The organism is Paenalcaligenes sp. DL 309 (genome assembly GCF_057475285.1).
On record NZ_JBYBKW010000008.1, the window covers coordinates 1 to 12280 of the forward strand.

General features: G+C 47.2%; 7 protein-coding genes and 1 pseudogene. 6 read left to right on the plus strand and 2 right to left on the minus strand.

Features of this window, described 5'->3' with window-relative positions; genetic code table 11:
• A pseudogene (locus tag AC2UZJ_RS10360) lies at positions 1 to 680 on the plus strand (RNA-guided endonuclease InsQ/TnpB family protein); the annotation flags it as partial.
• 65 nt (positions 681 to 745) lie between these two features.
• Here the strand turns inward: AC2UZJ_RS10360 and kch are convergent.
• Positions 746 to 1978 carry a voltage-gated potassium channel protein gene (kch, locus tag AC2UZJ_RS10365; RefSeq protein WP_486950080.1) on the minus strand — a complete coding sequence of 411 codons (1233 nt, stop codon included), beginning with the start codon at positions 1976 to 1978 and terminating at the stop codon, positions 746 to 748.
• A gap of 98 nt (positions 1979 to 2076) precedes the next feature.
• On the opposite strand from kch, the gene AC2UZJ_RS10370 reads away from it, so the two are divergent.
• The 5 genes from AC2UZJ_RS10370 to AC2UZJ_RS10390 are packed head-to-tail and all read left to right on the plus strand — an operon-like array spanning position 2077 to position 11220.
• Entirely contained in the window at positions 2077 to 3558 is a 1482-nt protein-coding gene (locus AC2UZJ_RS10370) for an efflux transporter outer membrane subunit (RefSeq protein WP_486950081.1), read from the plus strand.
• A complete protein-coding gene (locus AC2UZJ_RS10375; RefSeq protein ID WP_486950082.1) occupies positions 3555 to 4622 on the plus strand; it encodes an HlyD family secretion protein in 1068 nt (355 codons plus the stop codon). The genes AC2UZJ_RS10370 and AC2UZJ_RS10375 overlap by 4 nt, the downstream gene beginning before the upstream one ends.
• Positions 4619 to 7357, plus strand: a complete 2739-nt coding sequence (gene rbbA / locus AC2UZJ_RS10380) for a ribosome-associated ATPase/putative transporter RbbA (protein WP_486950083.1) — start codon at positions 4619 to 4621, stop codon at positions 7355 to 7357. The genes AC2UZJ_RS10375 and rbbA overlap by 4 nt, the downstream gene beginning before the upstream one ends.
• Positions 7358 to 7365: 8 nt before the next feature.
• Entirely contained in the window at positions 7366 to 8505 is a 1140-nt protein-coding gene (locus AC2UZJ_RS10385; RefSeq protein ID WP_486950084.1) for an ABC transporter permease, read from the plus strand.
• A gap of 30 nt (positions 8506 to 8535) precedes the next feature.
• The gene (locus tag AC2UZJ_RS10390; protein WP_486950085.1) at positions 8536 to 11220 is read left to right on the plus strand and encodes a DUF3141 domain-containing protein; all 2685 of its coding nucleotides are present in this window, start codon (positions 8536 to 8538) and stop codon (positions 11218 to 11220) included.
• On the opposite strand, the gene AC2UZJ_RS10395 is transcribed toward AC2UZJ_RS10390, so the two are convergent.
• The gene (locus AC2UZJ_RS10395) at positions 11201 to 12265 is read right to left on the minus strand and encodes a metal-dependent hydrolase (RefSeq protein ID WP_486950086.1); all 1065 of its coding nucleotides are present in this window, start codon (positions 12263 to 12265) and stop codon (positions 11201 to 11203) included. The two genes, AC2UZJ_RS10390 and AC2UZJ_RS10395, sit on opposite strands and share 20 nt — an antisense overlap.
• Positions 12266 to 12280: the final 15 nt, after the last annotated feature.

A 12280-nucleotide genomic window follows, 5' to 3' on the forward strand; every position in this document is an offset into this window, starting at 1 on the left:
CATCGTGGGTATCGATATGGGAATTGCCCGTTTTGCCACCCTGAGCGATGGCTCGTATGTCGCTCCGCTCAATCGCTTTAGACGCCAAGAGAAAGCCTTGGCAAAGGCGCAGCGAGCGCTGAGCCGAAAACAGAAATTCAGTAACAACTGGAAAAAGGCGAAGGCCTCCGTCCAGAAAATCCATGCCCGTATCGGCAATGCCCGACGCGACTACCTGCACAAAGCCACGGCCACCATCAGCCAAAACCACGCGATCGTGTGTATCGAGGATTTGTCGGTTCGGAATATGTCCAAGTCAGCTTCAGGCACCACCGTAACACCGGGAAAAAACGTAAAGGCCAAATCCGGCCTGAATAAAGCCATCCTTGATCAAGGATGGTTCGAGTTTCGGCGTCAGCTAGACTACAAACTGGCGTGGTTGGGCGGGGAACTCCTTGCCGTTCCCCCCAGAAACACCAGCCGGACTTGCCCCTGCTGTGGCCATGTCGCCAAAGAAAATCGGCGCAGCCAAGCGCGGTTCCAGTGTGTGGGCTGTGGCTTCGAGGAAAACGCCGATTTAGTCGGCGCAATCAATGTGTTAAGGGCGGGACACGCCCAGTTAGCTTGTGCAGACACTTCGCCCGCAGTTAGGGGCGTCGGGCCAAGAACCCACCGAAGCGAGTCAGGCGATGGTCGCTTGAACGCCGTAGGAATCCTTGTCCTTTAGGGCGAGGAGGATGTCAATGTTTGTTTTTACTGTTATTTTTCATTTTTGTTCATTTGTTTGAGTACTAGTTTTATTATCTAGCGGGAATAATAATTGGGATATCAGCGCATCGGTAATGGGTTCCCCAGTAACTAAGCGTGCTAGAATTTCTGCCCCTAATGATTGCAAAGATAAAATCACATCCGGATTCACCTGTTTGATTTTGTTTAAGTGTATAGGCGCATTCACTAAAGCTACGGTACGCGTTTGTGCACCACCGGCCTCACGTGCAGCTAACACAATAAAGGCATTTTCTGCATCATCACTTCGTAAAGCTAAGACATAATTGGCATGTGTCGCATTGGCTTGAGCGAGTACATCAGAATCGGTGGCATCTCCTATGATTGTATCCGTATCGGCGGGGTAATCATGGGAGGCATCAGGTGGCACTATTACCACTACATCACGACCAGCTTTACGTAACACGGCGTATACACTGTGTGCTAAGGGGGTTACGCCTACGATAATAATATGATTTTTTTTCATGATTTTTTTATGTTTACTTTGCATAATATGTTGAATACGGCCTTGTAAAATAGGCCCTACTACAGCGCTCATAGACGTCGCAAAAAGGGTAATACCTAAAATAATAATAGACGTGGTGAAAAGCTGGCTGTTGGCCGAGCGCGGTACAATGTCGCCAAAGCCTACGGTAGACATAGCTACTATAGAAAAATAAAACGCCTCGGTAATATTCGTGATGGGAGGTGAAAAATCTTTCCCAAAATACAGTGCGCCAAACATAGAGTATGTGAGTAGCAAAGACACCCCAAGGGCGGCAAATAAGGAGCCAGAAATAACACTGGCTTGATTAAAGCGTCTGCCATACAGTACTAACAAGAAAATTAGGAGAAGTAGATAGCTATTGATGCTTTTTTCACTGGCTAAGCCGGCTCCATAAAGCAAATCATAAGCTAGGTTGCTGAGTAATAGAAATAAACTCATAAACCAAGCCGTACGCGCCCGTAGTGCTAAACCGATGGCGGTGACCACTAATCCAGCACCTATCATGAGAGCAAAAAGCACCTCAAGAAAAATGGAATCTAATAAATCATGTATGTCTTTGACGTCCAGCCAGCTAGTAGAAGGCGTTTTCAATAAGCTATAGACTGCGGGTAAGGCTGCTTTAAGTAAAATAATGCCATGTATAGCAACCAATACAGCTAAGAGCCAGTGCAAAGGAAGTTTGCTGTACCAATGCTGGATTTTGTTGATGCTTTGTCTGGTGTGCATCTTTGGCTTATCTTGGTTTTTTGAGTTGGGCATAGGTTTTTTTTTGTTATGCTTACTGTATAAGCATGAGTTTTTGCTGAATTAAAAGGAATAATATTGTGAAAATATCTGCTCCGCGTGTTTGGGCTATATCGGTGTCTGCAGTGCTTTTAAGCGCTTGTGTGGCACCGCCTCCACAGCCTGAAAACATGGATGTTGGCATCCCAGACCAGCTACCTGCAGTATCAACTACTATGTCTACGACTGCAAAAAGTGCTCCTTTGCTTGATGCATCTGAGACATGGCAGCAGTTTTTTACGGATCCAGCTTTACAAACATTAATTCAAAGCGCCTTGGTTTTCAATAGCGATCTTAAAGCCGCTACAGCCAGAGTGGCTGAGGCGCGTGCAGTATATGGCATACGTGAATCGGAGCGCTTACCGCAATTAGGAGCGCAGGCCGAAGGTGAGCGGGGCCGCGTGCCGGGTGATTTATCTGTGACTCAAGAGGCTACTACTAGGGGGCAATACCAAGCCGGCTTAGGAGTGAGTGCTTTTGAACTGGATTTTTGGGGGCGAGTGAGTAGTTTAAGTGCTGCTGCACTTGCGCAGTACTTAGCTACTGAGCAAGCTCGCCAATCTTTTGAGATCAGCTTAATTGCGATGACGGCCAATGCTTACTTAGAGGGTATTGCTTTAGCAGAACGTATTGAGCTAGCCCGTAAAACCGTAGCTACGCGCACGGAGTCGCAACGTATTATGCAAGCGCGGGTAGATGTAGGCAGTGCGTCAGATTTAGATTTACGTTCAGTACAAAGTTTATTGTTGGCAGCGCGTAGTGAGTTAGCAAGCTTAGAACGTGAAAAGGCACAAAATACTGCATTGATTCAACAGTTAACTGGTCAAAGCGAGCCTGTAGAGGCTAACGAAAGCACGCGTCTTGCTGAGCAGCGTTTAGATCGAGTTATACCGGCACAGCTGCCTTCTAGCGTGTTGTTGCAGCGTCCAGACATACGGGCGGCTGAGCAAGCGTTGGTGGCAGCACGCGCTAATGTAGATGCTGCCCGCGCCGCTTTTTTCCCGAGAATTACACTCACCGGTTTTGCCGGCACCGCTAGTGCGGATTTAGATGGACTTTTTAGAGGCGGTAGTGGAGCTTGGAGCTTTATGCCGCAAATTTCTTTGCCTATATTTGATGGGGGCGCACGCGAGTCCAACCTAGCTTTAGCCGAAGCGCGTAAGCATATCGCGGTGGCAGATTATGAGTCGGCTATACGCGGTGCCTTCAAAGAAGTGGCTGATGCTTTGGCGGCGCATCATTGGTTGGCCGAACAAGAAAAGCAGCAGGCTGATTTAGTGGCATCAGAAAAAGACCGAGCGCGCTTAGCTAATTTACGTTATGAGCAAGGCTCCTCCGAATACTTAGATGTATTAGACGCCCAGCGATCTTTATTTAGTGCTGAACAAATGCTGCTTCAGCTCCAACAAGCTCGCCTCAGTAATATGGTGGGTTTGTACCGTGCTTTAGGGGGCGGTGCTAGCGCAGCTGAAGGCATGAATGTGACTAATGATAATGAAGTTAATAAAGGAATGACATTGTGAGTGGATCAACCAAAAGAAATACCCTCATTGCCGTTGTGGTAGTGGTAATTGCCGTCATTGGCTATGTGGTATGGCAGCAAATGCAGCCTGAACTCAACGAAGACTTTGCATATAGCAATGGCCGTATTGAAGCCACTGAAGTGGATGTGTCTGCAAAAATAGCAGGGCGCATTAAAGATATTTTGGTTAATGAAGGGGATTTTGTTGAGGCCGGCCAAGTGGTAGCCCACATGGATGTGGAGTCTTTGCAGGCAAATTTAGCGCAAAGTGAGGCTGAATTGGCACGTGCACGTAGCGCCAAAGACTCTGCCATTGCCTTGGTAGCGCAGCGTGAAGCAGACCAAGCCATGGCTGAAGCCACTTTAGGTCAACGTAAAACAGAGCTAGATTTAGCTCGCAAAACTCAAGAGCGCTCACAGGCTTTATTAAAGCAGCGCGCTATGTCAGCGCAGCAAGCGGATAACGATATGGCGCAATACCGCAATGCCAGAGCGATGGTAGCGGTAGCCGAAGCGCAGCAAGCGGCGGTACAGGCTGGTATACAAGCCGCTAAATCGCAAGTGGCTCAAGCCGAAGCTAGCATCCTAGCGGCAGAAGCGGCGGTAGCGAATATTCAAAGTGAGCTTAACGACAGTGATTTACGGGCACCGCGTGCTGGCAGAGTGCAATACCGTGTAGCTCAGCCCGGAGAGGTGGTGGGCAATGGCGGTAAGGTATTGAGCCTGGTTGATGTGGGCGATGTGTACATGACGATTTTCCTGCCTGAAACGGTAGTGGGGCGCGTGGCTATTGGTGAAGAGGCTCGCGTTATTATTGATGCCGTCCCGCAATACGTGATTCCTGCCGAGGTGTCTTATGTGTCTAGCGTGGCGCAGTTCACTCCCAAAATGGTAGAGACCCAAGATGAAAGGCAAAAACTTACCTTTAGAGTGAAGGTACGTATTGACCCTGAACTTTTAGAGAAGCACATGGAACAAGTGAAAACCGGCGTGCCGGGTGTTGCGTATATTAAACTGTCAGCCGATAGTGAATGGCCCGAAAACTTACAAGTTAAATTGCCATGAATGCAAAGCTAGATCAGACAATGGTGGTGCAGTTTGAAGGCGTAACGCATCGCTACGGAGAGATTTTAGCGGCAGATAATGTCACACTTGCCATACCGGCGGGTAAGACCGTTGGTTTTATTGGACCAGATGGCGTGGGTAAATCCACGTGGTTAGGCTTAGTGTCGGGCGCGCGGGCACTCCAGGAAGGCCAACTCACCGTCTTAGATGGAGATATGAGTAGCGCTAAACACCGTAATGCCGCCTGTGTGCAAATTGCCTATATGCCGCAAGGTTTAGGTAAAAATCTATATCCCACTTTATCGGTATTTGAAAACATTGATTTTTTTGGTCGTTTATTTGGCCAAGGTAAAGCCGAGCGTCAAGCCCGCATTAACGATCTGTTAGCCAGTACCGGCATGACCGATTTTGCGGACAGGCCGGCACAAAAGCTCTCAGGCGGCATGAAGCAAAAGCTGGGGCTTTGTTGTGCGCTCATTCATGATCCCGACTTATTAATCCTTGATGAGCCCACTACGGGCGTTGATCCGTTGGCCCGTAGGCAGTTTTGGGAGTTGATTGAGCGTATTCGTGAGCGCAGACCACATATGTCCGTGCTAGTGGCTACGGCGTATATGGATGAGGCCCAAGGCTTCGATTGGCTGGTGGCGGTAGATGAGGGCAAGGTATTAGCCACGGGTACGCCCGATGAGCTCTTAGAGCGCACTGGTAAAAACAATTTAGAAAGTGCCTTCTTATCGTTGTTGCCTGAATCTAAGCGTCAAGGGCATGAAGAGTTAATTATTCCACCCTTACCCGAAAGTGATGAAGTGGTGATTGAATCACACGGTCTTACCAAAAAGTTCGGTGATTTTGTGGCCGTTAGTGATGTGAATCTCAGAGTGAAGCGGGGGGAGATTTTTGGTTTTTTAGGCTCCAACGGTTGTGGTAAGTCCACTACAATGAAAATGTTGACGGGATTGCTACCCCCATCAGAAGGCACAGCCACTTTACTAGGCCAGCCTATAGATGCCAATGATTTAGCCACGCGTCGCCGTGTAGGTTATATGTCACAAAATTTTTCGCTGTATGCTGAATTGACGGTACGTCAAAACCTCATGCTGCATGCAGAGTTATTTTATTTGCCTTTGGCGAAGCGTGAGCCACGAGTAGTGGAACTTGCCAAACGCTTTGAGTTAGAAAGTGTACTGGATACGTTGCCTGACAGCTTACCTTTAGGCATACGTCAGCGCTTACAACTGGCGGTAGCTGTACTCCATAAGCCAGATGTATTGATTTTAGATGAACCCACCTCTGGCGTAGACCCAGTAGCACGCGATACCTTTTGGCAGTTAATGGTAGATCTATCGCGTAATGATGGCGTCACGCTTTTTATCTCCACCCATTTCATGAACGAAGCTGAGCGTTGTGATCGTATGTCTATGATGCACGCTGGCATCGTTTTAGACACCGGCACACCAGCAGAATTAGTAGAAAAGCGCGGTGCTGATAGCTTAGAAGATGCCTTTATTGGCTATTTAGAAGAAGCCATTGGCGATGAGGGTGCGCCTACCGATACGGAATTCATCCCACCTGCTGCACAAAATCAAGCCAAAGGTGTGAAACACCGTTGGTTTAGTTGGCAGCGCCTATGGAGCTATAGCAGCCGTGAGGCTGTAGAGTTGCGCCGTGACCCCATACGTTTATTTATGGCCATGGTTGGTAGTGTGGTGCTCATGCTAGTGATGGGCTATGGCATTAATATGGATGTAGAAAATCTCACCTATGCTGTTTTGGATTATGACCAAACCACCGCTAGCCAACGCTATGCTTTAGAAATCGAAGGTTCGCGTTATTTTGAACAGCAAGCGCCTTTAACTAGCAGTGCTGATATAGACGAGCGTATGCGAGCGGGTACGCTATCTTTAGCCATAGAAATCCCGCCGGGGTTTGGCCGTGATTTAGACAAAGGCAAGCAGCCTGAAATAGGTATGTGGATTGATGGTGCTATGCCACAGCGGGCGGAAACCATTAAGAGCTACACCCAAGCTCTGCACAATGCCACTATGTCAAACTGGGTGCTAGAAAAGACTGGAGCCAGGCCACAGATGCCCAGCGTAGGAGAAGTGCGTTTCCGCTATAATCCAGAGCTGCGTAGTTTGGTATCTATGGTGCCAGCGGTCATTCCCATGATGTTGGTGTTTATTCCTTCTATGCTGATGGCGTTAGGGGTGGTGCGGGAAAAAGAACTTGGCTCCATTATGAATCTTTACACCACACCGGTGACTAAGTTGGAGTTTTTGTTAGGTAAACAATTACCTTATATAGGGCTGGCATTGGTGGGCTTTGTGCTGCAGTTTATTTTGGCACTCACCTTATTTAAAGTGCCATTTACTGGTAGTTTATTGACCTTGGTGGCGGCCACTGTTTTATATGTAACAGCCACTACTGGTATTGGACTTTTAGCTTCCACCTTAACTAGCAGTCAAGTAGCTGCCTTAGCGGGTACGGCTATTGCTACCTTAATTCCTGCCATTCAGTTTTCTGGCATGGTAGATCCCGTGTCTTCTCTGCAAGGCTTTGGGGCTTTTATGGGAGAGATTTATCCCACCTCGCATTATTTAACTATTAGTAGAGGGACTTTTTCCAAAGCTTTAGGTTTTAGTGATCTGCGTTATTCGTTTTACCCCCTAATTATTGCCATTCCAGTGCTTACTACCTTGTCGGTATTGTTGCTGAAAAAGCAGGAGAAATAGGCATGGGCATGCAACGACTAAAACAGCATTTGGCCACTATTTATCATTTAGGCATTAAAGAGTTTTATAGCTTAGGGCGTGATATAGCCTTAGTGATACTCATCATTTTTATGTTTAGTGGGGCTATTTACTCAAACTCTAAGGCTAAGCCTGACTCTTTAAATAAAGCCGCCATTGCTGTAGTGGATGAAGATCAATCCACTTTATCGGCTCGCTTAATTGATGCTTTGCACGAACCGTATTTTTTGCCGCCACGTATTATTAGCCGTGCGGACATAGATACGGGCATGGATATGGGCACTGATACTTTTGTGTTAAATATTCCGCCTAATTTTGAGCGCGATGTACAAGCGGGCAAAAACCCTGCCTTACAGTTAAATGTGGATGCGACTCGTCAAAGTCAAGCCTTGGTGGGCTCGGCGTATATACAAAATATTTTGGGCTCAGAGGTTTTATTATTTATAGATAGACCCAGTGGAGGAAAAGTCACATCGCCCGTAGAACTCGTGCAAAGGGTGTTGTTTAATCCCAATCTTTACGCCTCTTGGTTTGGTGGCATCACGGGGATGATTAATAATATTACGTTATTGTCCATTATTTTAACGGGAGCGGCCTTAATACGTGAGCGTGAGCACGGCACGATTGAACACTTACTGGTCATGCCAGTTACTCCTTTAGAAATTATGCTGTCAAAAGTCTGGTCAATGGGTATAGTAGTATTGTGCGCTGCACTATTTGCCTTATACGTTATGATTAAAGGGGTTATAGGTGTTAATGTGGTGGGATCTGCGTGGTTATTTGCGCTGGGCACCATTGTGTATTTATTTGCCACCACATCTATTGGGATTTATCTAGGCACCTTAGCAAAAACCATGCCGCAATTTGGTTTAATGGCGATTATTTTGTTATTGCCTTTACAAATATTATCTGGAGCGGTGACCCCACGTGAAAGCATGCCAGATGTGGTGCAGTGGATTATGTCGGGTACACCAACTCTGCATTTTGTTTCCTACGCGCAAGCGGTTCTATTGCGCGGGGCAAATATGACTATGGTTTGGCCACAGTTTTTAATGATGTCAATAATTGGTGTGGTGTTTTTTGTATTAGCACACCGTAGACTGCGTCAAACTATGGGCTCTATGGGTTAAGCAATCTGCAACTACAGGAGCGAAAAATTGATGTTTAATGATATTGGCCAGCAGGCCATGGAATACATACGCGATGCACAGCAGCGTGGCATACTTTATTTAGATGTGATGCGTCAAAGTGGCGATCAATACGTAGAACACGCCAATGAAGGCAAGCCGCCTGTATTAGTGTTTGATCATGAAATGATTGTGGATGGGCGTGAATTGCCTAATCCCGTTAATTACGGGCTGTTGCGTATTGTGCCGCCCGCGCATATGCCTACTGATCCTAATGCGCGTCCCTTTGTGATTATTGACCCGCGTGCCGGGCATGGGCCAGGCGTAGCTGGCTCTAAGGTGCACTCTGAAATTGGCGTAGCTTTAGCCGCTGGGCATCCTTGTTACTTTGTTACCTTTGGTCCTGAGCCCGAGCCTGATCAAAGTATTTATTGTATTTTAATGGCGGAAAAGCACTTCTTAGAAGTGATCATAGAGCGCCATGATTACACCAAGGTAGGCAGGCCTTTTCTTATAGGTAACTGTCAGGGTGGTTGGGCGTTGATGATGTTAGCCAGCGTAGCACCTAAACTAGTAGGGCCTATTATGCTAGCGGGAGCCCCTTTATCGTATTGGTCAGGCGAGTCAGGTCAAAACCCCATGCGCTATACAGGAGGTATGCTGGGTGGCTCTTGGACTAGCTCATTGGCTGCAGACTTAGGTCACGGTATTTTTGATGGCGTGCATCTCGTTGAGAACTTTGAGAAGCTGGATCCCGCTAATACCTGGTGGAAAAAACCCTACCGACTTTATTCTCAGATTGATACCGAGGTAGAGCGTTACTTAGGCTTTGAGAAATGGTGGGCGGGTCATTTTTCAATGACGCGCAAAGAGATTGATTGGATCACACAAAACCTTTTCATTGGTAATAAACTCGCACGCGCTGAACTGCCTGATCCCACATCCAATGGCAACATCAATATGCGAAATATTCGCAGCCCCATTATTGTATTTGCCTCCAAGGCCGACAACATAACACCGCCTTCGCAAGCTTTAAACTGGATACCTGATATGTACGCCAGTGATGAAGACCTACAGGCTCATGAGCAAGTGATTGTTTATAGTTTGCATGAGAGCACGGGGCATTTAGGGATTTTTGTGTCTTCGGGTATTGCTAGCCGTGAGCACGAGGCATTAACAGGAGCCTTAGATTTAGTAGAGCTACTACCACCGGGTTTATACGAGGCACGCATTGAGGATTTGCATCCCAATACTCCGCACCAAGAGTGGATTAAAGGCCGTCACGTAGTGACTTTTGAACCACGTAAACTAAAAGACTTAGAAGCCTTAGACGATGGTCGTGAGGAAGAGGCGGATTTTGAAGTGGTAGATCGCATTTCAAAAATTAATCAGCATGCCTATGATCTGACTTTATCGCCTATTATTCGCAGTCTTAGCAACTCGTGGACTGGTAAAGCCTCGCGCGATTTTCACCCTAGACGTTTAGCGCACTATATCTGGTCTAGCATGAATCCTATGGCTTTGGCTATGCAGCCTTTAGCAGAACAGGTGAAAGAAGAGCGTCAGCCAGTATCGGAAGATAATATTTTTTTGGCTGCTGAGCAAGCCATGAATGAAGTGATCGTCACTGGGCTCGATACGTGGCGAGATATGCGAGATCGTAGTGTAGAAACTCTATTTCACAGCATTTACGGTAATACGTGGTTACGTGCCATGGTGGGTTTAGATAAGCCTAAATGTGATAATAGGCGTGGTTTGTTACACAGCGATAGCGCCTTGCATGAGGAATTACACCAACTACGCTTAGAGCTCACCAAGGCTCAGGTTGATCAAGGGGGCACCGCTGAAGCCTTTGCTCGTATTTTAATCTATATGGCGGGTGAAGAAACGTTTGTAGACGAACGCGCCTTTAACCTCATCAAAAACTTAGCAAGAAGTCATAGTGATGAAGGCTATACCATTCCGGATTTGGCTACGGTGAAACGTCTGTTACGTCAGCAATGGCGTATTGTGACTATGCACCCCGAAGAGGCCATTAACGCATTGCCTAAACTGGTGCCGAATCAAGAGCAGCGTGCCGGTATTTGGCGCACGGTAGAAGCCATTGCGGGTTTAAAAGATATTTTGCACACTGATGAGCAAACGCATAAACGTTATGCAGAGATTGCTTGCGCCTTACAACTTTGCAGTCAGTGGAATCCACCAGCAGAGATAGCTGCTAAAATTCAAACTGAGCGTGAGCAACAAATACAGAAAAAAATAGCTCTAGAAGCAGACAGAGAAGCTGCCTTAGCAGAAGCCCAGCAAGCCTTACTCATTCAAACAGAGAAGGTTCAAACAGCTGAAGCTAAAGCGGCAGCCGCTGAAAGTAAAGCAGCTCAAGCCGAAGCCAAAGTGGTAGAGCAAACTAAGAAAGCTACAGAGGCCGAAGCCAAAGCGGCAGAGCAAACCAAGAAAGCTACAGAAGCTGAAACGAAGGCGGCTGAGCATGCTAAGAAAGTCACTGCTGCTGAAGCGGCGCTACAAGAGCTAAAAGTCAAAACAGCAGCCGCAGCTGAAACCCAAGCCAAATCTGTAGCCGAGGCTAGCACCAGTGTGCCTGTAGCCAACACTGTCGCTAAAAAAGCCACCAAAGCTACCAAGAAGTCAGTGAAAAAGGCGGCAAAAAAGGCCGCTAAAAAAGCGGCCAAGAAAGCCTCTAAAGCGAAGAAGTCATAGCGCCCATATCGGCCTCAGTCACCCAGTCTTTTAAAGGCAAAGGTGGCTGTTGCTGGTAAACCCGTTTTAATATGGGTTTGAGTAATTTCATACTCACCCTTTCTGGCCAACGATACGGTACCACTGTATCCCACTGGCCATAAGGGGTTTTTTCTGCCACCACAAATCTAAAGTGATGCAGCCCTATCCCAGCACCCAGACGTATATCTGTCATAATGAGCAGATCATCTTTTTCATCAAACCTGACCCAATCACCGGTAAACCAGCGCAAACGGTCTATTTGCTCAGACTTGGGTACCGCTTGCAATAAATAGTGATTATGCTCTAAGCAAAGGTATTCATTAGGCTGACTGCTGGAGTCCAGGAGGCTCACAATCATTTCACATTGTTGATTCTCATCGCGTGTCATCACCCGCCACAGCAAACTATTAAAGGGCATGGTGGTGCTATAAACCTCCGTAGTGGGTGCGCCATGCGCGCCCAACTGCACCAAGGCTTTATGCTCCGCCCACTGCTTAGCCCCAAAAGTAGCGGCTAAATAAATGGTACTAAGGATTAAGCCCCAGTTCAGCAGTTTTTGCGTGCGCGGACCCACACCAGCAAATAACGCTGCAAATGCCCCCACACTCAAGGGGATAGTGTAAATAGGGTCAATAATAAAAATACTAGCCCAAGAGGCCGGTATAGGAGTAAATGGCCACCACAGCTGCGTACCAAAGGCAGTAAAGGCATCTAAAATAGGATGCGTGACCAAGGCCAGCCAAATCGCTAAAAATAACCATCCTATGCCATAGCGCTTATCAGGTTTGATGGCGCGCCAAACAGCCGTCACAAATAAAGAGAAAGCAGACAGCACAATTACCGAGTGGCTAAAACCTCGGTGATAGGTCATGGAGCTAATTGGATCGGCGTATTGAATAAATACATCTAAGTCGGGCAAGGTAGCTAATACGGCGCCCGCTATGACAGCTTTACGGCCATGATAACGGCCTAGCATAGCGCCTGTAATACTAGCGCCTAGTACAGCTTGAGTTAAGGAGTCCATAAAATATTACATACA

Coding starts and splice junctions, on each gene's coding strand:
- kch (WP_486950080.1), bottom strand. CDS start 1,978: ATGCACACCAGACAAAGCATCAACAAAATCCAGCATTGGTACAGCAAA.
- rbbA (WP_486950083.1), top strand. CDS start 4,619: ATGAATGCAAAGCTAGATCAGACAATGGTGGTGCAGTTTGAAGGCGTA.
- AC2UZJ_RS10385 (WP_486950084.1), top strand. CDS start 7,366: ATGCAACGACTAAAACAGCATTTGGCCACTATTTATCATTTAGGCATT.
- AC2UZJ_RS10390 (WP_486950085.1), top strand. CDS start 8,536: ATGTTTAATGATATTGGCCAGCAGGCCATGGAATACATACGCGATGCA.
- AC2UZJ_RS10395 (WP_486950086.1), bottom strand. CDS start 12,265: ATGGACTCCTTAACTCAAGCTGTACTAGGCGCTAGTATTACAGGCGCT.